General features: G+C 71.2%; 25 protein-coding genes and 1 pseudogene. 12 read left to right on the top strand and 14 right to left on the bottom strand.

What is annotated here, in order from left to right:
- Positions 1-66: 66 nt before the first annotated feature.
- Both JOM49_RS36230 and JOM49_RS36225 read right to left on the bottom strand, forming a co-directional pair.
- Positions 67-1,983 carry a serine/threonine-protein kinase gene (locus JOM49_RS36230; RefSeq protein WP_245369590.1) on the bottom strand — a complete coding sequence of 639 codons (1,917 nt, stop codon included), beginning with the start codon at positions 1,981-1,983 and terminating at the stop codon, positions 67-69.
- A gap of 38 nt (positions 1,984-2,021) precedes the next feature.
- Complete coding sequence (locus JOM49_RS36225) at positions 2,022-2,429, bottom strand: VOC family protein (RefSeq protein WP_209668637.1); 408 nt, start codon at positions 2,427-2,429, stop codon at positions 2,022-2,024.
- 90 nt (positions 2,430-2,519) lie between these two features.
- On the opposite strand from JOM49_RS36225, the gene JOM49_RS36220 reads away from it, so the two are divergent.
- Positions 2,520-3,101, top strand: coding sequence for a TetR/AcrR family transcriptional regulator (locus JOM49_RS36220; RefSeq protein ID WP_209668636.1), 582 nt, complete (start codon positions 2,520-2,522; stop codon positions 3,099-3,101).
- Here the strand turns inward: JOM49_RS36220 and JOM49_RS36215 are convergent.
- Positions 3,098-3,934, bottom strand: coding sequence for a TauD/TfdA dioxygenase family protein (locus JOM49_RS36215; protein ID WP_209668635.1), 837 nt, complete (start codon positions 3,932-3,934; stop codon positions 3,098-3,100). The genes JOM49_RS36220 and JOM49_RS36215 overlap by 4 nt on opposite strands.
- 136 nt (positions 3,935-4,070) lie before the next feature.
- Between JOM49_RS36215 and JOM49_RS36210 the strand changes: the two genes are divergently transcribed.
- The gene (locus tag JOM49_RS36210; protein WP_209668634.1) at positions 4,071-5,084 is read left to right on the top strand and encodes a methyltransferase; all 1,014 of its coding nucleotides are present in this window, start codon (positions 4,071-4,073) and stop codon (positions 5,082-5,084) included.
- Positions 5,085-5,089: 5 nt separating this feature from the next.
- Here the strand turns inward: JOM49_RS36210 and JOM49_RS36205 are convergent, their stop codons facing one another.
- The 5 genes from JOM49_RS36205 to JOM49_RS36185 are packed head-to-tail and all read right to left on the bottom strand — an operon-like array spanning position 5,090 to position 10,929.
- Positions 5,090-6,304, bottom strand: a complete 1,215-nt coding sequence (locus tag JOM49_RS36205; protein ID WP_209668633.1) for an FAD-dependent oxidoreductase — start codon at positions 6,302-6,304, stop codon at positions 5,090-5,092.
- Entirely contained in the window at positions 6,301-7,956 is a 1,656-nt protein-coding gene (locus tag JOM49_RS36200) for a prenyltransferase/squalene oxidase repeat-containing protein (RefSeq protein ID WP_209668632.1), read from the bottom strand. Before JOM49_RS36200 ends, JOM49_RS36205 begins: the two co-directional genes overlap by 4 nt.
- Positions 7,953-8,948, bottom strand: a complete 996-nt coding sequence (locus tag JOM49_RS36195) for a UbiA family prenyltransferase (RefSeq protein WP_308158995.1) — start codon at positions 8,946-8,948, stop codon at positions 7,953-7,955. Before JOM49_RS36195 ends, JOM49_RS36200 begins: the two co-directional genes overlap by 4 nt.
- Positions 8,945-9,946: a polyprenyl synthetase family protein gene (locus JOM49_RS36190; RefSeq protein WP_209668631.1), complete on the bottom strand. Its 1,002-nt coding sequence runs from the start codon at positions 9,944-9,946 to the stop codon at positions 8,945-8,947. The genes JOM49_RS36195 and JOM49_RS36190 overlap by 4 nt, the downstream gene beginning before the upstream one ends.
- Positions 9,943-10,929, bottom strand: a complete 987-nt coding sequence (locus JOM49_RS36185) for an aminotransferase class I/II-fold pyridoxal phosphate-dependent enzyme (protein WP_245369589.1) — start codon at positions 10,927-10,929, stop codon at positions 9,943-9,945. The genes JOM49_RS36190 and JOM49_RS36185 overlap by 4 nt, the downstream gene beginning before the upstream one ends.
- 299 nt (positions 10,930-11,228) lie before the next feature.
- Between JOM49_RS36185 and JOM49_RS36180 the strand changes: the two genes are divergently transcribed.
- The 4 genes from JOM49_RS36180 to JOM49_RS36165 all read left to right on the top strand — a co-directional run bounded on the left by JOM49_RS36180 (position 11,229) and on the right by JOM49_RS36165 (position 14,622).
- The gene (locus tag JOM49_RS36180) at positions 11,229-11,978 is read left to right on the top strand and encodes an FkbM family methyltransferase (protein ID WP_209668630.1); all 750 of its coding nucleotides are present in this window, start codon (positions 11,229-11,231) and stop codon (positions 11,976-11,978) included.
- Position 11,979: 1 nt separating this feature from the next.
- Positions 11,980-13,173: a glycosyltransferase gene (locus tag JOM49_RS36175; RefSeq protein ID WP_209668629.1), complete on the top strand. Its 1,194-nt coding sequence runs from the start codon at positions 11,980-11,982 to the stop codon at positions 13,171-13,173.
- 95 nt (positions 13,174-13,268) lie between these two features.
- Positions 13,269-13,601 carry a hypothetical protein gene (locus tag JOM49_RS36170; RefSeq protein ID WP_209668628.1) on the top strand — a complete coding sequence of 111 codons (333 nt, stop codon included), beginning with the start codon at positions 13,269-13,271 and terminating at the stop codon, positions 13,599-13,601.
- A 61-nt stretch (positions 13,602-13,662) separates the two neighbouring features.
- A complete protein-coding gene (locus JOM49_RS36165; RefSeq protein ID WP_209668627.1) occupies positions 13,663-14,622 on the top strand; it encodes a sigma-70 family RNA polymerase sigma factor in 960 nt (319 codons plus the stop codon).
- Here the strand turns inward: JOM49_RS36165 and JOM49_RS36160 are convergent.
- Together JOM49_RS36160 and JOM49_RS36155 are read right to left on the bottom strand one after the other, a co-directional pair.
- The gene (locus tag JOM49_RS36160) at positions 14,612-15,478 is read right to left on the bottom strand and encodes an LLM class flavin-dependent oxidoreductase (RefSeq protein ID WP_209668626.1); all 867 of its coding nucleotides are present in this window, start codon (positions 15,476-15,478) and stop codon (positions 14,612-14,614) included. The genes JOM49_RS36165 and JOM49_RS36160 overlap by 11 nt on opposite strands.
- On the bottom strand, positions 15,478-16,500 hold the full coding sequence (locus JOM49_RS36155; RefSeq protein WP_209668625.1) for an aldo/keto reductase: 1,023 nt from the start codon (positions 16,498-16,500) through the stop codon (positions 15,478-15,480). The genes JOM49_RS36160 and JOM49_RS36155 overlap by 1 nt, the downstream gene beginning before the upstream one ends.
- Positions 16,501-16,599: 99 nt before the next feature.
- Between JOM49_RS36155 and JOM49_RS36150 the strand changes: the two genes are divergently transcribed.
- Positions 16,600-17,166, top strand: coding sequence for a TetR/AcrR family transcriptional regulator (locus JOM49_RS36150; protein ID WP_209668624.1), 567 nt, complete (start codon positions 16,600-16,602; stop codon positions 17,164-17,166).
- Between the two features lie 6 nt (positions 17,167-17,172).
- Here JOM49_RS36150 and JOM49_RS36145 read toward each other — a convergent pair whose 3' ends face one another.
- On the bottom strand, positions 17,173-17,886 hold the full coding sequence (locus tag JOM49_RS36145) for a 2OG-Fe(II) oxygenase (RefSeq protein ID WP_209668623.1): 714 nt from the start codon (positions 17,884-17,886) through the stop codon (positions 17,173-17,175).
- A 73-nt stretch (positions 17,887-17,959) separates the two neighbouring features.
- Here JOM49_RS36145 and JOM49_RS36140 point away from each other — a divergent pair.
- A pseudogene (locus tag JOM49_RS36140) lies at positions 17,960-18,749 on the top strand (SDR family oxidoreductase).
- 3 nt (positions 18,750-18,752) lie between these two features.
- Here JOM49_RS36140 and JOM49_RS36135 read toward each other — a convergent pair.
- Positions 18,753-19,178 (bottom strand): SgcJ/EcaC family oxidoreductase, encoded by a 426-nt coding sequence (locus JOM49_RS36135; RefSeq protein ID WP_209668621.1) that lies wholly within the window; start codon positions 19,176-19,178, stop codon positions 18,753-18,755.
- A gap of 62 nt (positions 19,179-19,240) precedes the next feature.
- Between JOM49_RS36135 and JOM49_RS36130 the strand changes: the two genes are divergently transcribed.
- Positions 19,241-19,846, top strand: coding sequence for a TetR/AcrR family transcriptional regulator (locus tag JOM49_RS36130; protein ID WP_209668620.1), 606 nt, complete (start codon positions 19,241-19,243; stop codon positions 19,844-19,846).
- Here the strand turns inward: JOM49_RS36130 and JOM49_RS36125 are convergent.
- Both JOM49_RS36125 and JOM49_RS36120 read right to left on the bottom strand, forming a co-directional pair.
- The gene (locus JOM49_RS36125; protein WP_209668619.1) at positions 19,827-20,216 is read right to left on the bottom strand and encodes a nitroreductase/quinone reductase family protein; all 390 of its coding nucleotides are present in this window, start codon (positions 20,214-20,216) and stop codon (positions 19,827-19,829) included. The two genes, JOM49_RS36130 and JOM49_RS36125, sit on opposite strands and share 20 nt — an antisense overlap.
- On the bottom strand, positions 20,213-21,652 hold the full coding sequence (locus JOM49_RS36120) for an AAA-type ATPase lid domain-containing protein (RefSeq protein ID WP_308158993.1): 1,440 nt from the start codon (positions 21,650-21,652) through the stop codon (positions 20,213-20,215). The genes JOM49_RS36125 and JOM49_RS36120 overlap by 4 nt, the downstream gene beginning before the upstream one ends.
- Before the next feature lie 187 nt (positions 21,653-21,839).
- On the opposite strand from JOM49_RS36120, the gene JOM49_RS36115 reads away from it, so the two are divergent.
- The 3 genes from JOM49_RS36115 to JOM49_RS36105 are packed head-to-tail and all read left to right on the top strand — an operon-like array spanning position 21,840 to position 24,549.
- Entirely contained in the window at positions 21,840-22,844 is a 1,005-nt protein-coding gene (locus JOM49_RS36115) for an amidohydrolase family protein (RefSeq protein WP_209668618.1), read from the top strand.
- Positions 22,845-22,846: 2 nt separating this feature from the next.
- Positions 22,847-23,524: an iron-sulfur cluster assembly protein gene (locus JOM49_RS36110; protein WP_209668617.1), complete on the top strand. Its 678-nt coding sequence runs from the start codon at positions 22,847-22,849 to the stop codon at positions 23,522-23,524.
- Positions 23,524-24,549, top strand: a complete 1,026-nt coding sequence (locus JOM49_RS36105; RefSeq protein WP_209672016.1) for an NAD(P)-dependent alcohol dehydrogenase — start codon at positions 23,524-23,526, stop codon at positions 24,547-24,549. The genes JOM49_RS36110 and JOM49_RS36105 overlap by 1 nt, the downstream gene beginning before the upstream one ends.
- The last annotated feature ends 2 nt before the right edge of the window (positions 24,550-24,551 follow it).

Genomic DNA, 24,551 nt, shown 5'->3' with positions numbered 1-24,551 from the left:
GGCTCTCCCTTCGGTGGGGGATATGTCCCCATTGTGGAGATGGTGCTCCGGGCGTCGCCGGGTGGGTCACCTCAGTGACACCAAGATCATGGTGTTCCACCAGGTGTCGAGCTTTTCCAGGGCGTCGGGGCTCGTCGCGCCGGGGGCGATCAGTGCGCCGATGGTCAGCGTGCGGGTGTCGACCCACCACAGTTGGCCGGTGCCCTCTTCGGCGAAGCAGGTGCTGAACTCGCCGGGGATCGGCCCGCTGGTGTTCCGGTAGTACAGCGCGTAGTGGGTGTCCTGGGTTTTCGGGCGGCAGCCGCTGGATTCGTCGCGACGCGGGATGTGCCGGTCGGTGACCAGTTTGCGGAAGAAGGCGTCCTGGCTCGTGCGGTCGGTGAACAGGTGGAAGACGGCTTCGCCGGGGGTCGGCAGGCGCGAGTCCTCGTCGTTCGGCTGGGTGCAGGTCATGGTCGAGAGGGCGCCGTCGGCTGGTTCGCTTGCCCGGCACGAGGTGTTGCCGCGGTAGACGGTGGGCAGCAGCGCGGCGAGGCCGTTGTCCGAGGGCGGTCTGGAGTCCACTGTGGAGGGAGGGCTCGGGCTGGGCGGGAATGGGGGAGGGGATGAATGGGGAGTGGAGGGAAGAGGCGAGGCGGATGCGCCGGTGGCGGAGGAGCCGTACACCAGGCCGCCGCCGGGTTGGACGAGCAGGATGGTGGCCACCACGGCGGCGATCACGAGCAGGGCGAGGACGATCGGCAGCATGGGCAGGCTCGGCCGCTGGTGGGTGGCGGTGTGGGCGGTGACTGGTTGGGGGAAGGTGGGATCGGCCTGAGCGGGGATCGATGGGGCGGTGGGGGAGAGGGAGGCAGGTGGGGTTGTGGCGGGTGGGACGGGGGTAGGTGGAGAGGCGGCGGGGTGAGTGAGGGCGGCTTTGTGAACGGGGCCTGCCTTGGGGGTGGCGGGGTGGGCACCGGAGGTTGTGGGAGCGAAGGCGCGGGCGGCGGCTTGAGCCTCGGCGGGTTGGGCACCGGCGACTTCGGGGGCGGGGTGCTGGACGAGGGTGGCCTTGGGCTCGGGGGAGTGAGGACCGGCGGGAGGTTGGGCGTCGGTGCGGGATTGAGAGTCGTCGGCGGGTTCGACGAAGGTGGCGTGGATGAGGGTGGCTTTGGGGGCGACCGGTGCGGTTAGGGCGGTTTTGGCTGCTTCGCCGAGGGCGGTGGCGGTGGGGTAGCGGTGGTCCGGCTCCTTCGCCATGCCGCGGGCGATGACCTCGTCGAGAGCCGCCGGGACGGCGGGGTTCCAAGTCGACGGGCGTGGTGGGGGTTCCTGCAGGTGCGCCCAGATCTGCGCCGCGGTGCCTTCGGCGGTGAAGGGGCGCCGGCCGGTGAGGCTGGTGTAGAGAACGCACGCGAGCGCGTAGACATCGGTGCGTCCATCGACGACCGTGCCGGTGCCGAAACGCTCGGGGGCCATGTAGTCGAGGGTGCCGACGACGGCGCCCGAGGCGGTGATCGCGGTCGCCGTGGGGGAGGAGCTGCGGGCGATGCCGAAGTCCGCCAGGTAGACGAAGTCGCCTGGGGCGACCAGGATGTTCGACGGTTTGACGTCGCGGTGTACGAGGCCATCGGCGTGGGCGGCGTCCAAGGCGCTCGCCACCTGCTCGACGATCCGCACCGCCCGCTCCGGCGCCAGCGGCCCGGTGTCGGTGAGGTCCTTCAGGTCGCAGCCCTCGACCAGGCGCATGTCCAGGTACAGGCGCCCGTCGATCTCCCCGTAGGCGTGGATCGGGATCACGTGCGGCTCACGCAACCGCGCGACGATCTGCGACTCGCGCCGGAAGCGGGCCCGGAAACTGGGGTCACCGGCGGCCGAAACGGAGAGCCGCTTCAGTGCGACGATCCGGTCGTGCGTGGTGTCGTAGGCGCGATGCACCTCGCCCATGCCGCCGCGGCCGAGCAGTTCCTCGATGCGGTACGGCCCGAAGGTCTCACCTGCCATGCCCCATCGACGCTGGGTGCGGCCGCCGGGTTCCCAGGTCAGGCGTTGAAGTCGGCGGCGAATTCCGCCGACGGTTCGATCTCGGTGATCACGTCGACGAGCACGCCCGCCGGGTCGGTCAGGATGAAGTGCCGCTGCCCGAACTCCTCGCTGCGCAACGGCAGCGCCGGCGTCAGCCCGGCTTCCTCGACCAGCCGCCGGTGCTCGGCGTCCACGTCGTCGACCTCGAAGTTCAGGATCAGCCCGGCGACCGGTCTGCGGCTGCCCTCCGGCACCGACGGGTGCGTGTGGTCGACGATGCCGAGTTCGTACCCGCCTTCGCGGCGCAGGCTGACGTACCAGCCCGAGTCGAAGACGACCTCGAAGCCGAAGTGGGTGACGTAGAAGTCGCGCGTGGCGGCCACCGCTTCGGTGCAGAGGACGGGGTAGAAGCTCGACAGTTTCATGAACGCTCCAGAGTAAGATGCGTACCGGCGGTCGGTATGTATCGAGCACCATAGATACCGACCGCCGGTACGTCAACTAGACTCCCGGGCATGGCGACGAAGGCGCAGCAGCGTGAGGAGACCACCAGGACGCTCGTCGCGGTGGCCCGTGAGCTTTTCGCCGCGAAGGGCTACGGCCAGGTCAGCCTGGCCGAGATCGTCGCCGCCGCCGGGGTGTCCAAGGGAGCGCTCTACCACTACTTCACCGGCAAGGACCAGCTGTTCCGCGCGGTGCTGGAGCAGGTCCACGCCGACGTGGCCGCCAGGGTGGACCGCGCCGCGCCGGACGCCGATCCCTGGACGCAGCTGGTCGCGGGCTGCACCGCGTTCCTGACCGTCACCACCGAGCCGGAGATCCAGCGCATCATGCTGGTCGACGCGCCCGCCGTGCTCGGCTGGGAGACCTGGCGCGAGCTCGACGCGACCGCCTCGATGCACCACCTCGTTGAGGCGCTCACGCAGCTGATCGACGAGGGGGTGCTGCTCCGCCAGCCGGTGGCCCCGCTCGCGCACCTGCTTTCCGGTGCGATGAACGAGGCCGCCGCCTGGCTGGCCGGGTCCGCCGACCCGGGCCGCGACCTCGCGGACACCGTGGCCGCGCTGACCCGCATGCTCGAGTCGATGAGGGCCTAGCGGCTCGTCGCGGCGCTCAGGCCGGTGCCTTCGTGGTGTGGCCAGCGCGGTGCCTCACCCTCGGGCTTGTCGCCGAGCACGGTGACCCGCTGCCCGATCCGGCGGCCGGTGTAGTCGTTGACCGCGTAGTGCTGGGTGGCGCGGTTGTCCCACAGCGCGATCGCGCCCGGCGCCCAGCGGTAGCGGCAGACCCGTTGCGGGCTCTCGGAAAGCCCGAACAGGTACGCCAGCAGGGCTTCGCTTTCGCCGGGGGCGAGCTGCGGGATGCGCCGGGTGAACATGCGGTTCACATACAGCGAGCGGCGCCCGGTCTCCGGGTGGGTGCGCACGACCGGGTGCTCGGCTTCGCTGCGGAACGAGCCGTTCGGGTGCTTGAACACGTGGACCGCGGTGAGGCCTTCGAGCAATTCCCGCAAGGGTGTCGAAATGGCGTCGTAGGCCAGGTACTGGTTGCTCCACATCGTGTCGCCGCCGGCGGGCGGGCATTTCACCAATTGCAGGATCGACGCGATCGGCGGCGACGGGCTGAACGTGACGTCGGTGTGCCACACGTCGGCCTTCGCGCCCTGGTCGGAGTCGAGCACGACGAGTTCGTCGTGGCCTTCGAGCTTCGGCAGGAACGGGTGCACCTCCAGCTCCCCGAACCGGCGCCCGAAAGCCTTGTGCGCCTCGGGATCCAGCCCGGCCGCGTCCGGGAAGAACAGCACCAGGTGTTCCAGCAGCAGCTCGCGGACGGTCGCGAAGTCCGCATCGGACAGGGTGGCGATAGGCACCCCGCGCACCTCCGCGCCGAGTGCGCCGGAAACGGGGTTGACCGTGAATCGTGCAGCCATTTTTGTCGCCTTTCGGGCAGGTCGGAAACGCGATCGACGAAAAGAGAAAATGCTTGACCGGAATTGCCGGTGAATGCGAATCTCGAGGTGGACCGAGCGCCGCGACCGGCGGTGCCCTGCCGACTGGAGGACCCGGATGGACCCCGCCCCAGACCCCGCCGCGGACCCGGCCGCCGAGCTGGCCGGCCTGGTCGACCTCGCCACCCCGTTCGCCGTTCGCGCGGCGGTGACGCTGCGCCTGCCGGAGCTGATCGCGGACGGCACCACCGGGCTGGCTGAGCTCGCGAAAGCGGCCGGGGCGCACGAGGACTCGCTCGCCAGGCTGCTCCGCCACCTGGTCGCCATCGGCCTGTTCACCGAGACCGAGCCGGAAACCTACGGCCTCACCTCGGTTTCGCGGCAACTGCTCGGCGAGGACCACCGCTGGCAGCGCGGCTGGCTGGACCTCGACGGTCCCGGCGCGAAAATGGACCTGGCCTACAGCGGCATGCTGCACTCGGTGCGCACCGGCGAATCCGCGTACGGCGCCGTGCACGGCGTGCCGTTCTGGGACGACTACCAGCGCGACGAGCGGCTGCGGGTGTTCTTCGGCGCCATCATGGCCGCGCACGCCTGGCAGACCGGACCGGCGGTGGCCGCCGAGTACGACTGGGCACCGGTCCGCCGCGTGCTCGACGTGGGCGGTGGCATCGGCGCGCTGCTGTCCGAGGTGCTGCGCCGGCACGACCACCTCCAGGGCGCGGTGCTCGACCTGCCGCCGGTCGAACCGGAGGCCAAGCAGGCGCTGGCCGACGCCGGACTGGCCGAGCGCGCGCAGTTCGTCGGCGGCAGCTTCTTCGACCCGCTGCCCGGCGGTTACGACGTGCTCATGGTGTCGCGGGTGCTGACCGACTGGGGTGACGACGACGCCGTGCGCATCCTGCGGCGGTGCGCCGAGGCGGCGAGCACGGTGCTCATCGTGGAGGTGCTCGCGGGCGAGGAGCACGCGAAGAACAACTCCTCGTTCGACCTCCAGTCGCTGACCCTGCTCGGCGGGCGCGAACGGTCCCTTGAGGACTTCCGGGCGCTGGCCGCGGCCGCCGGGCTGGCCGTGCGCACCGAGCGGACCGCGCCGGGCGGCCTGGTGCTGATCGAATGCGGGGTGGGCTGACGGGCTCATGCCCAGGCCGGGAGCCGCCGGGCCCTCGGGTCCGGCAGCAACCCGATCTGGTGCAGCCGGTCCAGCGGCGTCAGCGGGTGCGCGCCGAGGCCGGACATGTTGTGCATGACGGTGTAGCGCAGCCGGTCGTTCGCGCCGGTGTGCCGCAGCGCGCGGCGGCCGAGCGTGCGGCCGGGCCACGACAGGTCGGTGATCATGCGGGCCGCGTTGTGGCTGGTGCGGCCGATCTGCTCGAGGTCGGCCGCGCGCCGCCTGCCGTACTCGGCCAGGTCGCCGGAGCCGGTGAGCACCCCGGCGAGGCAGTCGGCGTCGGCGATCGCGCTGTTCATGCCCTGCGCGGCCATCGGGTGCACGGCGTGCCCCGCCTCGCCGACCAGTACCAGGCCGGGGCTCCACAGCCGGGGCGCGAGGAACCGCGCGACCGGCAGCACCTGCCGCCGGGGCAGGCTCGCCAGGATGGCGTCTTCCAGCGGCGCGAGCGCGGGTGTTTCCCTGGCCAGCGCCCGTCCCCAGGCCGCCAGGTCGCCGCCGCGCAGCTCGTCGGGCTCGACCTGCGCGTACAACCGGACGCGGCCGCCGGGCAGCGGATACCGCAGTCGCAGGCCGCGTTCGGTGACATAGGCGGAAAAGTCGGCTTCGACCTCGGGCACGTTGTGCAGTTCCAGTGCGACCAGCCGGTGCGGGTACTCGGCTCGCTCGATCTCGATGCCCGCTTCCTTACGCAGCCGTGAGGAAATGCCGTCGGCGGCGACCACGAGCGGTGCTTCGATCGTGCCGTCCGCCAGGCGCACGCCGGTGACCTGACCGCCCGAGTCCCGCAGCAGTCCCTTCACCAGTACACCCCGCCGGAATTCGACCACGGACGGCAGGGAATCGGTGAGCGCGGTGAGGATGGCGGGGTAGTCGTGCGCGAGCAGCCAGCGGTTGTTCCCGGGTAGCGTTCCGTAGTCCAGCGCCATTTGCGGCGTTCCGGCGGCGTCGCGCGCGACCAGGCGTGCCAAGCGCAGCGCACCCGCCGAGTCCAGTCGTTGCGCCACGCCCCACGACTGAAGGACGCGCAGCGAGCCCGGCTGGAACACCTCACCCTTGGCGACCGGTTTCGGCGCGTCCTGCTTCTCCACCAGCGTCACGCGCAATCCGGCCTGCCCCAGTGCGCAAGCCGCCGCGAGACCGCCGACTCCGGCACCGCAGATGGCCACGTCCGTCCTCATCGGACTGCCTCCCGGTAGCGAGCCAGTGCTCGCAAGGCCAGGCCGTTCGCCAGCGCCGGATTCGCGTATCGCGACACGTGGCGGACGTATTCGTTGACGCGTGCGGCGGGCCAGCCGCCATCGCGCTCGCGTTCGGCCAGCAGCCACCGAACGCCGGGTAGCACGGACTCGGCGGGCGCCCCGGCGGCGAGCAAAGCGCTTACCGCCCAAGCGGTTTCCTCGACGGTTCCGGCGTCGGCGGGCGCGCCGGTGCCCCACGAACCGTCCTCGTGCTGCGTGCGTTCGAGCCAATCACGCGCTCGTACCGCCGCCGGTTCGCCGGACAGCCCGGCCTTGGCGAAGGTCTGCAGCACGGCCGACGTGCCCGCGGTGTGCATCCGGTACCACACGGATTCGAAGCTGCCGTCCGGCAGTTGTGCCGATGCCAGCCAGCGCAGGCCGCGGCGCACCCGCCGGTCGTCCACCGGCACACCGGAGTCGAGCAGCCCGTCGAGCGCCTGCGCGGTCATGTGCGGGCACGGGCCGCTGTTCGCCACCTTGGTGTTGCGCACGCACAGCCCCCAAGAGCCGCGCGTGTCCTGTTGCAGCGTCAGCCAGGTGACCCCGCGCTGCACGCTTTCCGCCTGGTCCTCGCCCGGCAGGTGGCACAACGCGGAGACGATCTCGCCGGTCTCCAAGGTGGCCGGCCAGCCCTTCGTGCCCGACCAGCCCCAGAACCCGGGCGGGCAGCCGAACGCGACGAACGGCTGGTCCTGTTGCAACCGCAGAAAAAGCTCCTTGGTCAGGCCGAGGCGGGCGTCCTCGCGGTAACCGGCTTCGAGCAGCCCGGCCGCCGCGTACATCGACCACGTCAGGTCGAGCGGGCCGCTGTTCCACGAACCGTCCTCGTTGACGGTCTCGCGGAACCAGCCGACCGCGCGGGCGACCATGTCGTGCCCGAGGTCGGCGCGCGCGAGCCCGGCGACGATCAGCCCGGTCACCCACGCGTCCTCGCACCAGCCGCCCGTGCTGCCTTCGTGCTCGTAGACCTGCCGGATGACGTCGAGCGCCTTCGGTTCGGCGAGTTTCGAGAGCTTGCGGTGCACGCGGCTGAGCGGTTTGTGCCGGGTCTGCGCGAGTCCGAGCGCGGAGACCATCGGCGCGCGGAGGTCGAACAACTTCCGGTAGAGCCCGGGGAACAACGCCAGTTCGAGGGGGAACCGTCGCATCTCCTGCGGTTCGAGCCAGCCCGCGAAGCCGTAGTACTGGCGGCACCAGGCGACGACTTCGGCGTGCGGGATCGCTTCCAGGCCGCCGAAGTCCTCCAGCCAGCTTTGTCCCTTATGGACAAACGGCCCGTGGTCGCCGAGCAGGTGCAGCGTGGCCGTGGCCACCGCGGTCGGTCCCGCTTCGGACGCCTCGCCGGGCACCATGCTCCAACCACCGTCGTCGGCCTGCGTGCGTTCGAGCCAGGCCGCGCCGCGGGCGATCAGGTCCGCCGACCCGGCCGGATCGGCGAAGTGCAGCGCGCTCACCGCACCGACCGTGCCGAGCGTCGAGGTGAGCGCGTGCTCGCCGTAGTCGAACACGCCGTCCGGCCGCTGCGCCGAGAACAACGCCTCGGCCCCACCAGCGATGGCTTCGGAGATCTCGTCGGCGCGCAAGGAGGTCATGCGACGGTGTCCTTTCGTCGGAGCAAGGCCGGAGCTGGCGGGATTTCGTGACGGGCGCGCATGACGGCCTGCGCGGTGAGGGAAAGCACGAGCACCGGGATCAGGACCGCCAGTGCGAACGCGGGCCCGGCGCCGCCGGCGATGACCGCTGCGGCGAGCACGAGCCGTTCACCGACGAGGACCTCGTGCGCGCGCAACGCGGCCTGGCGGCTGACGACCGAACCGGCACGCAGCAACGGAGCGAAGGCCGCCACGCCCGCGACCGCGGCGACCGCGGTGAGCGCGAGGTGAGCAGATCCGTGGAATGCGGTCAAAGCGCCGGAGGTGACGAACAACACGCCCACGAGGTAGAGACCGAACGCGAGCCGGACCGCGTGCCGGACGCCGTGCCGCACCGGGACCGAGCGATAGCCGCCCGCCCGATCGCCGTCCACGTCCCGGACCGTGCCGACCAGGTTGGACGCGGTGTCGTGCACCAGGAAACCGAGCGCGACGGGCACCACGGACCAGGTGGGCGAGGGCACGACGAGCATCGCGCCGATCACCACGGCGACCGCGCTCAGCGCGCCGCGGACCACGTTCCCCGACGCACCGCGCTTCTTGAACACCTTGCTGTACCCGACGATGCCGAGCATCGCGAGCACGAACACGGGCAGGATGCGCCAATTGACCAGGACCGCCAGCAACGCCGACGCCAGCGCGCAGGCGATTCCGCTGTACAGCGCGGCCTCGGCGGACAGGCGGCCGGACGGGATGGGCCGGTGCGGTTTGCCGATCGCGTCGAGGCCGCGGTCGAAGTAGTCGCCGAGGTAGTGCCCGGACAGCCAGCCGAGCGCGGGCACCAGCGCCGCCGCCGGAGCCACCGCGTCACCGGCCGCCGCCGCGCCCGCGAGCCCGAGCAGCGCGGGGTAGCAGAGCGTGTACGGGCGCCAGGTCTGCATGTGGGCCACGGCGGCCGGCCGCCACCGCCCGGCCGTGGTCAACCTGGTCACCGGTCCCGCCGCACGGCCGCTTCGGCGATGGCGCCGAGCAGTCCTGTCGCTTCGGTGGACGGCAGCGTGCCGAGCTCGGCACGAGCCAGCGCGACTTCCTCCTCGGCGCGGGCGCGGGCGAGGTCCAGCGCGCCGGTCGTGGTGACCAGCTCGCGCAACTCGGCCAGTGTCCGTTCCGGAGTGAACCCGCCGCCGAGGATCCGTTCGAGCGACCGGGAACCGGCTTCACGCACGGCGAGCAGCACCGGGAAGGTCAGCCGCAGATTGGCCGCGTCGCTCGTGCCCGGTTTGCCGGTGACCGACGGGTCGCCGAGGAACGGCAGCAGGTCGTCGTGCATCTGGAAGGCCAGGCCGGCGTGCTCGGCGAAACCGGTGATCGCGGCGACCTCGGCGGGTGAGCCGCCGCCGAGCAGTGCGCCCGCCCGGCAGGCTCCCCGGAACAACGCGCCGGTCTTCAGCGACGCCACCTCGAGGTACGCGGTGAGGCAGTGGTCGGCTCCGGCCGCGAGGACCTCCGTGTCCAGCAGGGCTTCCTGGACCTGACCGCGGCACAGGTCCTCGCCCGCCTCCGACAGCGCGCGGACCGCGGCGAGCACCGCGGGCTCCGGCACCCCCAGGGAGGCGCATTCGGCGACGGCCGAGAACAGGCCGAGGATGAGCGCGTCCCCGGTGACGATGGCGTCCGGTGTGCCGAAGCGGGCGTGCACCGCGGGACGGCCGCGCCGGAGGTCGTCGCCGTCGATGATGTCGTCGTGGATCAGCGAGGCCACGTGCAGGTATTCGACCGCGAGCGCGGCGGGCAGCACCTGCTCACGCGATCCGCCGACGGCTTCGGCCGCGGTCACCAGCAGCAACGGCCGCAGCAACTTGCCGGGGGCGAGCAGGGCGTAGCCGGAGATCTCCGCGACCCGGTGGCCCGCGCCGGACCAGCGCTCGGTGAGGGCCCGCCGCACGTCCTCGACGGCGGGGGAGGAGGTGACCTCGTGGATGGCGGTCATGCGGCGAACTCCTTCGCCAGCGCCAGCACCAGGTCGTTCGCCTCGGGCGTGCCGGTGCTCACCCGCACCCCGGCGCCGGCGATCTCCCGCACCGCGACCCCACCGGCGGCCAGGTGGTCGACAAAGGACTGGTTGTCGCGGCCCAGGCGCAGCCAGAGGAAGTTGCCGCCGCTCGGCGGGACGTCCCAGCCGAGGTCCAGCAGACCGGCGCGGACGCGATCCCGTTCCGCCGCCACTTCCGCGCACTGCTCGCGCATCCGCGGCTCGGCGTCCAGTGCGGCGAGCGCGGCGGCTTGCGCGAGGGTGCCCACGCGGAAGAACGGCAGCGTGGGGCGCAGGGCGGCGGCCACCGGTCCGGGCGCGACCAGGTAACCGACCCGGAGGCCGAGCAACCCGTGTGACTTCGAAAAGGTCCGGACCACCGCGACCCGGTCGTCGGCGGCGGCCAGCGCGAGGCCGTCGGCGAGCGCGCCCGGCTCGGCGAACTCGCGGTAGGCCTCGTCGATCAGCACCAGCACGCCGGGCGGCAGCAGGTCGAGGAACTCGGCGACCGCGTCCTGCCCGAGCACTTCGCCGGTCGGGTTGTTCGGGTTGCACAGCAGCACCACGCGGGTTTCCGGGGTCACCGCGGCGGCCAGCGCCCGCAGGTCCTGCGGTTCCGCGGGCACCGCGATCGGGGTGGCGCCCGCGTTGCGGATCAGCAGCGGGTACAGCTCGAACGACGGCCAGCCGTGCACCACGGCCGTGCCGGGTCCACTGTGGGCGTTGAGGTACTGCTGCAGCAGCGCGCCCGAACCGGCACCCGCGACGACCCGGGCACCGTCCACTTCGAGCCGTCGCGCCAGCTCCGCGGTCAGGCCCGTGGCCAGCGCGTCCTGGGTCAGGTGGACGCGCTCCGCGCCCTCCCGGACCGCCTCGCGGACGCCGGGCAGCACCGGTGAATGGTTTTCGTTCAATGCCAGCTGGTGAATGACAGGGACCATTTTCGCCAGGCCCTCCCGGTGCGATTTTTCAACCGAACAGCCGTCGTCAGGCTCCGTGTCGTCCGGCGGGACTGTCAAGCGGGCAGGCGAGTTTGTCCTGCCTTGTCCGGTCGCCCGGCGAAACTAAGGGATCACCCACTCTTGCCGACCTGAACGGAGCAATTCCGCCCGGTGGTTGGACCTGGTCGCCCGGGCTCGCTATTGTATCGCGTTCGCGAGGTAAAAGGCCTGGTCGGCGTGATGGTGACGACCTTCGGACGGAGTAACCGGGCGGTAGCGTCCGGTAGTGTGCGTCAACCGTGCGCGCAGAACTCCACTACGTCCGGTTGTCCGGCGAATTCGGGTGTTACGTCCCGGTAAACGATTCCGGCGATTCCGGCGAACTCGGATTCATGTACCAGGAAATATTCCGCGACAACTGCTATCTCGGCTCCGGTATCCGATTACCGGAGGCGCCGGTCGTGGTGGACGCCGGGGCGAATGTCGGGCTGTTCACCCTTTTCCTCAAGAGCCGCTACCCGCGTGCCAGGGTGCTCGCCGCCGAGCCCGCGCCCAGCACGTTCGGCGCGTTGTGCGCGAACCTGGCCCACCACGGGCACGAAGACGTGCTCACCCGCGAGGTCGCGCTGGGCGCGCGCCGCGAGACCGGCGTGCCGTTCACCTACTACCGCGACCTCCCCGGCAACTCCACGCGCTACCCGGAACTGAAGACGCGCACGCGCGAACTGGTGCCCGCGGCCGGCCGGTTGCTCGCCGACAGCCGTTCGGTGGCCGTCGCGGTGGAGCGGCTGTCCGACCTCCTGCCCGACCTGGCTCCGGCCGGGCCGATCGACCTGGTCAAGATCGACGTCGAAGGCGCCGAACTCGACGTGCTCGCCGGGATCGGCGAAGCGGACTGGCCCCGGATCCGGCAACTGGTGATCGAGGCCGAGGAGCCCGAACCGGTGTGCGCGCTGCTGGAGCGCCGAGGTTTCGACGTCACCGCGCGCGAACCGTACGGGCCGCTCGCCGCGCTCGGCACGAGCACGATCACCGGACGGAGGACCTGAGGTGCGCGTGGTCCTGACCTGCCTGCCGTTCTACTCGCACCTGGCGCCGGTGGTCCTGCCGGTGGCCCGCGCCCTGCGCCGGGCCGGGCACCGGGTGGCCGTCGCGACCGCTCCCGGCATGGCGCCCGAGCTGGCACGAGCCGGGATCGAACACCTGGCGCTGCCGAACGTGCTGACCCTGGCGCAGTTGCTCGAGCGGCCCGAGGTGCTCACCAGCCCCGGGATGCCCGGCGATCCGGAGGGCAGCGCGCGGGCGGCGTCGGCGCGGGCCGAGGCGGGACCGCTCACCGCCGCCTTCGCCGGGCCGCTGGCGGGGGTGTTCGCCCGCGATCTGATCGAGGCCTGCGAATCCTGGCAGCCGGACCTGATCGTGCGGGAGTGCAACGAGTTCGGCGGGCATCTCGCGGCCGGACGGCTCGGCGTGCGGCAGGCCGTGCTGGACATCGCGCCGGGTTCGGCGTCGACCCTGCCTTCCGTGCGGGACGCGCTGAACGGCCAGCGCGCCGAACTGGGACTCGACGAGGTCGACGACCCGTGGTACCCGAATCGGTCGTTCGTCGCCGGTTTCGTGCCGCCCGAGTGGTACGGCGGCGACGCGCCGCCGTGTTACCGGCTGGACGAACCGTCCGGCGTGCTGGACGTTTCGCTGCTGGGGCTGCCCGACGACCGGCCGCTCGTGCTCGCCGGGCTCGGCAGCGTCGCCGCGACCGTGGTGCCCGAGAGCCAGGACCTGCTGGAGCTGATGATCACCGCGCTCGGACGGCTGCCGTGCTCGGGGGTGGTCGCGCTGGGCAGCGATCCGCGTCACTGGCCGGGATCGCGGCCGGAGGACGTGCGGCTGCTCGAATTCACCCCGCAACGGCTGCTGCTCGAGTCCGCGGAGTTGTTCGTCTCCCACGGTGGTTTCGGCGGGGTCGCCGAGGCGGTGCGCACCGGCACGCCGATGGTGGTGCTGCCGCTGTTCTCCGACCAGCCGGGCAACGCCGACCGGGTCTGCGCGCTCGGGCTCGGCCGGCGTCTCGAGCCGGGTGGGCTCGACGCGGACCTGCTCACGGAAACGTGCCGGGAAGTGCTCGGTGACAACGTTTACCGGCACCGTGCGTCAGCGATTTCGCGTTCGGCGCTGGCTTGCCCGGGACTCGACGCGCTGGCGGCGGATCTGGCGCTGAGCCGAACGGAGCAGTTGCGGGGATGATATTCCGCTTGGGCAGACTGGACGGTTCGGCCCCGGGCAATTCGGCGACAGGGTGAATCGTCGATCCGGCCCGAATTACTCGGTATTCTCCGTGCATGGGTTCACGGAATGTCACGAGGCTCTTCGGCATGCTGGATCGGCCACTTGGCGAGCCCGAAGCCGTGGCGCTGGCCGAGCGGATGTACGGCGTCGACCTGATCGCCGTCGCGGTGCGTGAGCATCGCTTCGGCGTCGCTTCCCGGACCGACGCCAACCCCTACCCGGCACTGGAACTGGCCGGGCAGGCGTTCGTCGAGGTGCTGGCCGAGGCCGGGTTCACGGTGAAATCCTGGGAGTCGGTCGAGTGGCTTTCCGCGGCCGAGGCGCGGTTGCGGGAGGACACCGACGATTTCGCCGAGTGGCTGCCCGCCCCGCTCGCCACGCCGTGAATAACACCGGTAATAGCGCGAACGGCGGTCGCAATTCCACTGGGGCGTAGTATTCACTCCCATGCCGGGGGAGCGCACCGCACAACTGATCGCCGCCGCGCGGGCCGGGGAAGCGACTGCTTTCGGTGCGCTCGTCGAGCCATTTCGTGACGAACTGCAAGCGCATTGTTACCGCATGCTCGGGTCGGTGCACGACGCCGAGGACGCGGTGCAGGAAACCCTGGTGCGGGCCTGGCGTGCGCTGCCGGAGTTCGACCAGGACCGCGGCACGCTGCGGTCCTGGTTGTACAAGATCGCCACGAACCGCTGCCTGACCACCATCGAGCGCCGTGGCCGCCGTGAACTGCCCGCCGGTGCACCGGAGACCGAAGTGGCCTGGCTGGAGCCCTATCCCGACGACCGCCTCGGACCCGAGGCGCGGTACGCGGTCAAGGAGAGCGTGGAACTCGCCTTCGTCGCCGCGGTGCAGCACCTCGGTGCCCGGCAGCGGGCCGTGCTGCTGCTGCGCGAGGTGCTGCAGTTCTCCGCGAACGAGGTCGCCGACCTGCTGGAGACCACCGTCGCCTCGGTCAACAGCGCGCTCCAGCGCGCCCGCCGGACCCTCGATCCACAACGGACCAGCCAGCAGGCCGAGCTGGCCGCCCTCGGTGACGATCGGGTCCGCGAGCTGGCCGGCCGGTACGCCGGTGCCTGGGAACGCGGTGATCTCCAGGCCATTGTGGACCTGCTGACCGAGGATGCCCGGTACAGCATGCCGCCGCTGCCCGAGTGGTACGCGGGCCGGGACGCCGTCCGGGCCTTCCTCGTCGCCGGGCCGATGACGCGGAGTTGGCGCTTCCTGCCCGCACGCGCCAACGGGCAGCTCGCCTTCGGCACCTACCTGTGGGACGAGGAGCGCGGCGCCTACCTGCCCGGCGGGCTGGACCTGCTCAGCCTGCGCGGGGGCCGGATCGCCGAGGTGGTCTCGTTCCTCGACGCCGACTTCGGCAGGTTCGGCCTGCCCGAGCGGCTCAGCCGATGAGTTCGGCGGCGACCCACCGGGCGACGCCTTCGGGGTAGGGCGACGGCAGGCCGAGCACGACGTGCCCGAAACCGGCGTCGACCGCTTCGCCGATCGCCTTGCGGGTGTCCTCGGGCCGGTCGTAGGAGACCGGCAGGTGGATCGAGCGGGTGATCGACGCGGGGTCCCGGCCGATCTCGGTGCAGTAGCGGTCCAGGAGGGCGCTGCGGCTGACCACGTCCTCGAGGTCGCCGCCGGGGATGTTCCACACGTCGGCGTGCTCGGCGACCACGCGCAGCGTCGCGGCCGACCGGCCGCCGATGACGAACGGCGGGTGCGGGCGCTGCACCGGCTTCGGGTTGGCGAAGGCGCCGGTGAGCCGGTGGTGGGTGCCGTCGAAGTCGAACGGTTCGTCCTCCGTCCACAACCGCCGGATCACCGCGCACGCCTCGGCGAAACCGCGCACGGCGTCCGCGGTTTCGTGGAACGGCAGGCCGTGCGCGTCGTACTCGCGCCGGGCCAGCGGGTGGCTGGGCCGCGAACCGACGCCGATGCCGAAGTCGAGCCGTCCGCCGGAGACGATGTCGACGGTGGTGGCGATCTTCGCCAGCATCGCCGGTGGCCGGAAGCGGTTGCTGGTCACCAGCAGGCCGAGTCGCACGCGGCTGGTCTGCGCGGCGAGGGCGGAGAGCAGCGTCCAGCCTTCGTGGATCGGCCCGGCCGGGTCACCGCCGATCGGCATGAGGTGGTCGAACAACCACGCGTGCTCGATCTCCGGGATCGCGTCGGCTTCGCGCCAGACCCGCAGGATGTCGGCGTAGTCGACCTGCTGGGGCGCGGTCAGGATCCCGAAACTGGTCCCGGTGGTGCGTGGCATCAGCGACGCCTCCTCAAGGTGGGGTCGAGCAGGGCGGGCGGGGTGTCGAATTTTTCGTCCGGCGCCAGGTCGGTCCCGGGCGCGACGATGCTGTCGATCGCGTCGAGCACGTCGGCCGGGAGCACGGTGTCCGCGGCGGCGAGCTGGGACTTCAGGTGGTCCAGCGTGCGCGGCCCGATGAGCGCGCTGGTGACGGCCGGGTGCGCGGTCACGAACCCGAGCGCGAGCTGGATCAGGGTGAGCCCGGCTTCGTCGGCGACCTTCACCAGCGACTCGACGGCTTCGAGCCGGGCCTGGTTCGCGGGGAGGGCCGGATCGAAGCGCTGCGGCAGCACCTTCGAGCGGTTCGTGGTGATTTCCTGGCCCGCGCGGACCGCGCCCGACAGCCAGCCCGACGCCAGCGGGCTCCACGCCAGCACGCCGAGCCCGTACTCCTCGGTCACCGGCAGCACGTGTGCTTCGATGCCGCGCTGCAGGATCGAGTAGCTGGGCTGCTCGGTGACGTACCGGCCGAGGTGGAGTTCGCGCGCGGCCCACTGGGCCTGCACGATCCGGTGGGCGGGGAAGGTCGACGAGCCGAAGTAGCGGATCTTGCCGGCCTGCCGCAGGTCGGTCAGCGCAGACAGCGTCTCCTCGTCGCTGGTCGTGGGGTCCCAGCGGTGGATCTGGTAGAGGTCGACGTGGTCGACCCCGAGGCGGCGCAGGCTGTGGTCCAGTTCGGCGACCAGCCAGCGGCGCGAGCTGCCCCGGTGGTTGCGCTCTTCGCCCATCGGCATCGTCGCCTTCGTGGCCAGCACGAGGTCGTCGCGGCGGCCGGCGATCGCGCGGCCGACCATCTCCTCCGACTCGCCCTGGCCGTACATGTCGGCGGTGTCGACGAGGTTGATCCCGGCCTCGAGCGCGGTGTCGACGATCGCGGTGGCCTCGTCCTGGTTGGTGCGCCCGATCGCGCCGAAGTTCATCGCGCCGAGCGCGAGGGTGCTCACCTGCACACCGGTGCGCCCCAAGGTGCGGTACTGCATAGCTGGGTGCCTCCTGGCATCATGGGAAACGGAACGTTGCTCCGCTAACGATACGGAACATCGTTCCGCTTAGCAAGCGTGCGGCAAGGAGGCGAATCGGTGAACGACGGCCCGGTGCGGTCCAAGCGGGCGGACGCCCGGCGCAACGAGAAGACGCTGCTCGACGCGGCGGCGGCGATCTTCGTCGAGGCCGGGGTGGACGCGCCGGTGCGCGACATCGCGGCCAGGGCGGGGGTCGGGGTGGGCACCATCTACCGCCACTTCCCGACGCGGGCGGACCTGATCATCGCGGTGTACCGGCACCAGGTCGAAGCCTGCGCCGAGGCGGGTCCGGAGCTGCTGGTGTCCAGCGAAAGCCCGTATGCCGCGCTCGGGCAGTGGATCGACCTGTTCGTCGATTTCCTGGTCACCAAGCACGGGCTGGCCGGGGTGCTGCAGTCCGACCAAGCCGGCTTCGACACGCTGCACGCGTACTTCCTCGACCGCCTCGTGCCCGTGTGCACGCAGTTGCTCGACGCCGCGGCCGAGGCCGGCGAAATCCGGTCCGACCTGCAGGCACTCGGGCTCATGCGCGGAGTCGGGAACCTGTGCATCGGCGCGGACAGCGACCCCCGCTACGACGCCCGGCAGCTGGTCCGGATCCTGATCGCCGGACTCCGCCGCTGAGGGGACTCAGGTCGCGTCGTGGAAGACCAGGCCGAGCGTGTGGCGACGGCCGCTGCGCACCGGGGACACGCCGTGCCGGACCGGGGCCGCCGACCAGCCGCGGGCCGAGGCCACCGGCCGGTCGCGGGTGGTGAACACCAGGCCGTGGCCCTGCGGGATGAGCGTCGCCATGCCGCGTGACTGCGCCCGCGGGCGCTGTTCGACCAGCAGGAACTCGCCACCGGTGTGGTCGGTGCCCGGCTCGTCGAGATTGAGCACGACCTGCAGCGGGAAGACCTTGTCGCCGTAGAGGTCGCGGTGCAACGCGTTCCACCCGCCGGTCTCGTAACGCAGCAGGATCGGCGTCGGCCGGGTCTGCCCGGCGTCGTGGCAGACGCGCAGCCAGTCGCCCAGGGTGTCCGGCCATTCGGCCTCCCGGCCGAGCTTGGCGTACCAGTCGCGGGCGATCGGCAGCAGTCGCGGATACAGCGCTTCGCGCAGCGCGGCCACCGGTTCGGGGAACGGTTCGGCGAAGTAGCGGTAGTCGCCGTGGTCGCCGAATCGGTGCCGTCGCAGGTTGACCGTCGACCGGAACCGGCCGGTGTCGGACCACAGCCCGGCGATCCGGCGGCATTCCTCCGCGGTGAGCAGGCGGGGCAGCAGGGCGCAGCCGTAGCTGTCCAGCTCGGTGGCCACCGCGGCCCAGTCGGCGGCCGCCACTCGCTTCGCGTACTTGTCCATATCGGGTAGACGTGGGAAAGGCGCGGAACGTGAGAGCCGAATTTCCGTCGGTAGAACGTGTTATCGTTTTGCCATGATCCTCGACCTTTTCCGGCTGACCGGGCAGGTCGCCGTGGTGACCGGGGCCGGCCGGGGCATCGGCGCCGCGACGGCCGTGGCGCTGGCCGAAGCCGGTGCCGACGTGGTGCTCGCCGCTCGCACCGAAGAGCAACTGCGCGAGGTCGCGGCGAAGGTCGAAGCCACGGGCCGCAAGGCCGAGATCGTGCCCGCCGACCTGAGCGACCCGTCGGCCGCCGCCGCGCTGGCCGAAGCGGCGACCGGCGCCTTCGGGCGGCTCGACATCGTGGTGAACAACGTCGGCGGCACGATGCCGCGCCCGCTGCTGGACACCTCACCCCGCTACCTCGAAGAGGCGTTCCGGTTCAACGTCTCCACCGCGCACGCGCTGACCCGCGCCGCAGCTCCGGCGATGCTCGCCGGCGGCGGTGGCGCGGTCGTCAACATCTCGTCCGTGCTGGGCCGGGTCGCCGGTCGCGGCTACCTCGCCTACGGCACCGCGAAGGCCGCGGTCGCGCACTACACCCGGCTCGCCGCGGCGGATTTGGCGCCGAAGATCCGGGTGAACGCGATTTCGGTGGGCTCGGTGCTGACCTCCGCGCTCGACATCGTCGCGGCCAACCCCGAACTCCGGGAGAAGATGGAGCGGGACACGCCGCTGCGCCGGCTCGGCGAGCCCGAGGACATCGCCGCCTCGGTGGTCTACCTCGCGTCGCCGGCCGCCGCCTACGTCACCGGCAAACTGCTCGAGGTCGACGGCGGCATGCAGGCCCCCCAACCTCGAGCTCGGCCTGCCGGATCTCTGAGGCTCAGGACTTCCAGTCCATCGGCGAACGGCGGGCCAGCTCCGGGTCGTTCTTGGTGACGGTGGCGAGGCTGACGCGCGCGGTGTTGTGGAAGGCGTGGATCAGGCCGCCGCGCACGAGCTTGGTCTGGACCGCGTCGACTGTGCCCTCGCGCGGGCCCGTGGGCACCTGGAGCGTCGACTCGGTGTGCAGGAGCAGTAGTCCGTCACCGAGCTGCCGGACGCCGAGCCGCCGGATCTCCAGCACGCTGCCCCGGTAGATGGTGTCGAAGATCTTCTGGTGCTCGTCCGCGATCACCGCCCGGCCGCGCTGGATCCGGCCCACCGCGTCGACGTAGTCGGCGTCCTCGGCGAAGTGTGAGCCCCACGCGGCGCCGTCGCCCGCGTTCCACGCCTGCCGCATTCCGGTGATGATCTCTTCGACGGTCATCGGTTATCCTTACTTGGATCGATGGTCCAAAACTTGGAACGACGTTCTAAATCGGAGCATACATGGCAGCGGACCTGCCGGGCATCGTCCGGCTGCGGGACCGGCGTGAAGCGCTGACCCTGCGCACGATCCTCACCGCGGCACGCGGCCTGTTCGCCGAACGCGGGTACGCGCGGACCCCGATCCGGCTGATCGCCCAGGAGGCGGGGGTCGCGCCGCAGACGATCTACGCGCACTTCGGGTCGAAGGCGGGGGTGCTCGGCGGGCTCGTCGATCTGCTCGACGACGAGGCCGGGCTGCCGGACCTGATGACCTCGGCCGAGGGCATGACCGATCCGGCCGAGCTGCTCGGCCTGCTGGCGAAGGCGAGCCGCCAGGTGCGGGACCGCTGCGGCGATATCGTGGCGATCCTGAGCTCGGGCGCCGCGGTCGACCCGGACATCGCGGCGACCGAGGCCGAAGGCGCGCGCCGCAACCGGCTGGGCGTGGAGCTGGTCATCGAGCGCATCCGGGCCGCCGGGCACCGGCTCGACCCGAAGGCCACCGACATCGCCGTCGCCCTGATGACCGCCGGGGTCCACGACAGCCTGGTCGGCGCGGCGGGCTGGTCGCCGGACGACTACGAGGACTGGCTGAAGCGGACCCTGGTCAGGGTGCTCCTGGACTGAGGTCCACGCGCACGGTCAGCAGGTCCGTGCCCATCGCGCGCACCGCGGCGCTGTTCAGCCGAGGCAACGACTTCAGCCGGGCGCGGGCGTCGTCGTCCGGCAGGAGGCAGGCGACGCCGCGGTGCCAGTGCCCGCCCAGCCGGACCCGGACCGCCGGGTCGGCCTGGATGTTGCGGACGTAGTGCGATTTTTCGCCGAACTCGGAGACGAACCAGAACTCGTCGCCGACGCGCCGTCCGCCGATCGGGGTGCGCCGCGCCTGGCCGGACGTCCGGCCGGTGGTCTCCAGCAGCACCTGGAACGGCAGCCGCCGCAGGATCGGATTGCCCACGCGCCGCTGGAACGCGGTCACCAGTTCGTGCTTGTTCATCGGTTCGGCACCTTGATCTCGTAGTGCGCCATCTTGCGGTAGATGGTCGCCCGGCTCATGCCCAGCTCGGCTGCCGCGCGCACCACGGTGGCCCCGGGTTCGGTCAGGCAGCGCACGATCTCGTCGCGTTCGAGCGCCTGCAGCCTGCTCAACCGGTGCGTGCCCGAGCTGAACACCTGGGTCGGCAGGTGCCGCAGGTCGACCACGTCCGCGCGGGCCGCCGCGGTGCGGGCGACGCGCTTGAGCTGCTTGACGTTCTCCGGCCAGTGGTATTCGGTCAGCGCTTGCGACGCGGCGGCGGTGAAGCTGATCGCCCGCCCGCGCTCGCGCTGGGCGAAGTGCCGGGCCAGCGGCAGGATGTCGTCGGGGCGGTGGCGCAGCGCCGGTGCCTCGACCACCGTGTCGACCAAAGCGACGAGCGCGCTCGGCAGCGCGGCGAAATCCTCGGCGGTCAGCACGAACGGCTGCGGCCGCGCGCCTTCGCGGCGGGCCGAGGTGAACAACCTGACCAGTTCACCGGCCGCCCAGGCGGGCAGCTTGTCCACGCCGGAAACGATCACGCAGGTGTCGTCCTTCTCCAGCTCCGGCGTCCACAGCGTGAGCCAGGCGTCGACGTCGTCCGGTGCCGGGGGACGGGCGCTGAGCACGCGTTCGCGCGGGCGCGCCTGCCGGTGGGCCAGCGAAGCCAGCGCGGTCTTGCCCGCGCCGGGCTCGCCGACCACCGCGACCACCCGGCCGGCGGCGAGCGCGGTGTGCGCTTCGGCGACGGCGGCGTTCCACGACCGTGACGCGCACCGGCCGCCGTCGGCCTGCTCGAACCGGTCGGCGTAGACGTGGAACACCTCGCCGCGCGGAACCGGCCGCATCCGGCGCCCGGCCGAGCGCGCCAGCATCAGCGCGGTGGTGTTCCCGGCGGCGGCCTGGGCCAGCGCCAGCAGCAGGTCCGAGGACGAGTCCGACCAGGTGGTCAGGTTGACGCTGCCGGCCAGTTCGCCGGTGAGCGGGTCGAGCACGGGCACCGCCGCGCAGGTGTAGCCCCGCAGCCCGGTGCAGTAGTGCTCCTCGGCGCGGACCAGCGTGGGCGCGCGATCGGCCAGTGCCAGGCCGAGCCCGTTCGTACCGGCGTTGCGTTCGGAGAAGTAGAACCCCGGGGCCAGGTGCACCCGATCGAGTGAGCGGTTGATCGAGTCGTCACCGCACAACCGGGCGAGCACCAGCCCGGCGCTGTCGGTGATCATCATGCTCACCGGCTCGTTCGCCAGCGTGGCCTGCAGGCCGGTGAGCACCTCGGACCCGCATTCGTAGAGCAGGGAACCGGTGTCGACCGAGCCGATGAACACCGGCCGCACCTCGTCCAGCGACACCCCGTAGCGCTCGCTGCGCTGCCAGGACGCCATCAGCCGTGGCTTGCCCGGCGAAAGCCGCCGATTCTCCACTCCGACCTCCAGGGGACGCGTCGTCGCGCCGGTCCAGCCAGGCTAACCCCTTCCGGCGGCGGGTCACGGTCTTCGCGTGTCTCAAACTGAGACAGCCGGGCGGTGCCGCGCTCGCCCCGGCGTGCCTAGCGTCCTGTGCAGAGCAGCACGCACGTGCCGAAGCCGCCACGCGACGCGGAGGAAATCCATGTACACCAAGGATGGCGAGAGCTACTTCATCGTCGACGCGCACATCGCGCTCTGGGACGCCCGCCCGGCCAACCAGCTCAACATCCACGGCAAGCAGTTCATCGACTGCTTCTACGACTACCACCGGAACCTGAGCCCGGAGTCGGAGTTGTGGCCGTACGAGGACTACCTCTACTACGGCGGCGAGCGGCTGATGAAGGACCTGTTCGAGGACGGGTACGTGGACCACGCCATTTTCCAGCCCGCGCGCCTCGGCGCGTTCTACAAGACCGGCTTCGGGCAGACCGAAGAAGCCTTCGATCTGGCCCGGCGCCACCCGGACAAGCTGACCTACAACCACTGCTGGGACCCGCGGTTCGAACAGGCCGGGCTCGACCAGTTGCGCCGGGACGCCGAACGCTTCGGGCTCAAGGGCGTCAAGCTCTACACCGCCGAATGGCAGGGCAGGTCGCGCGGCTACAAACTCGACGACCCGTGGAGCTACCGCTACCTCGAAGCCTGCCAGGAACTGGGCATCCGCAACATCCACGTGCACAAGGGCCCGACCATCCGCCCGCTGGACCGCGACGCGTTCGACGTGGCCGACGTCGACCACGCCGCGACCGACTTCCCCGAGCTGAACTTCGTGGTCGAGCACTGCGGCCTGCCGCGGCTGGAGGACTTCTGCTGGATCGCCACGCAGGAACCGAACGTGCACGCCGGACTGGCCGTGGCGATGCCGTTCATCCACACCCGGCCGCGGTATTTCGCGCAGATCATCGGCGAGTTGCGGTACTGGCTCGGTGAGGACCGGATCCAGTTCTCCAGCGACTACGCGCTCTGGACCCCGCGCTGGCTGATCGAGCGATTCGTCGACTTCCAGCTCCCGTCGGACATGACCGAGTACCCGCCGATCACCGTGGCGCAGAAGAAAAAGGTGCTCGGGCTCAACGCCGCGGCCATGTACGGCATCGAGGTACCCGCCGGGCTGGGACTCGCGGAGCCCGACCCGGTGGCGGTGTGACCATGCGGGAAAGGCAAGCCTGGCGGGCACTCGACGCGGTGCTCGACCCCGAACTCGACGAACCGATCACCGACCTGGATTTCGTGCGCTCGCTCGAAGTCGAGGGCACGCGCGTGACCGTGCACCTGCGCCTGCCGACCGCGTTCTGCTCGCCCAACTTCGCCTACCTGATGGCTTCGGACGCGAAGGACGTGCTGTCCGCGTTGCCGTGGACCGGGGAGGTGGTGGTGTGCCTGGACGATCACCACGACTCGGACCTGATCAACCGCGGCCTCGCCGCCGACGCTGGTTACCGCGGCACGTTCGGCGACGAAGCCGAGGAGAGCCTGGAAGAACTGCGCCTGACGTTCCGCCGCAAGGCCCACACCGCCGCGATGGAACGCTCGCTGACTTCCTTGCTGCGCCAAGATCCCGAGCTGAAGCCGCACCGGACCGTGCTCGCGGACCTCCCCGCGGGCCAGGCCACCGACGCGTTGCTGCGCCGCCGCGAAGCGCTCGGGCTCAGCACCGATCCGGCGTCCAAGGTGCTGGTGGACGACCACGGAAACCCTTATCCAGCCGAAGAAACCCCGGTGCGCCTGCGCTTCGCGCGCTCGGTGCGCATCTCCATCGAAGGCAACGCGCACTTCTGCCGTGGCCTGCTGAAAACCCGTTACCCGGAAGCGAAGGCGAACGCATGATGAAGGCAGTGCAGGTGGTCGGCTACGGGGAGAAGCCGCGGCTGGCCGAGGTGCCGGCCCCGGAGGTCACCGCTCCGTTCGACGTGGTCGTGCGGATCGGCGGCGCCGGGGTGTGCCGCACCGATCTCCACATCCTCGAAGGGCAGTGGGCGGAGAAGTCCGGAGTGGCGCTGCCCTACACGATCGGGCACGAGAACGCGGGCTGGGTGCACGCGGCAGGCAGCGCGGTCACCCACGTCGCCGAGGGCGACAAGGTGATCCTGCACCCGCTGCTCACCTGCGGGCTCTGCCGCGCCTGCCGCTCCGGTGACGATGTCCACTGTGCACAGTCGCGGTTCCCCGGCATCGACACCGACGGCGGATACGCCGAATATCTCAAGACTTCCGCACGCAGCGTCGTCCGGATCGACGACTCGCTCGAACCCGCCGACGTGGCCGCCCTCGCCGACGCCGGGCTGACCGCCTACCACGCGGCGGCGAAGGCAGCGCGCGTATTGCGCCCGGGGGACCGGTGCGTGGTGCTCGGCGCGGGCGGCCTCGGGCACATCGGCATCCAGGTGCTCAAGGCGCTCACCCCCGCCGAACTGGTGGTGGTGGACCGGAACGCGGACGCGGTGAAGCTCGCCGAGTCGATCGGCGCGGACCACGGCGTGGTGGCCGACGGCGGTCAGGTCGACGAGGTCCTGACGCTGACCGGCGGCCACGGCGCCGAGGTGGTGCTGGACTTCGTCGGTGAAGGTGGCGCGACCAAGGACGGTGTGCGGATGTTGCGCCGTGCCGGGGATTACCACGTCGTCGGCTACGGCGAAAACCTCGACGTGCCGACCATCGACATCATCTCCGCCGAACTCGACTTCATCGGCAACCTGGTCGGCTCCTACACCGACCTGTGCGAACTGATGGCGCTGGCCGCGCAGGGCCGGGTGCGGCTGCACACCGCGAAGTACCCGCTGGAACGGTTCCAGGACGCGCTCGACGACCTCGACGCCGGGCGCGTCCGGGGCCGCGCCATCCTCACCCCGTGACG

The organism is Amycolatopsis magusensis (assembly GCF_017875555.1).
GTDB lineage: Bacteria > Actinomycetota > Actinomycetes > Mycobacteriales > Pseudonocardiaceae > Amycolatopsis > Amycolatopsis magusensis.
The sequence above is the reverse complement of the archived record's forward strand: the minus strand, read 5'-3'. Positions and strand labels throughout refer to the sequence as shown.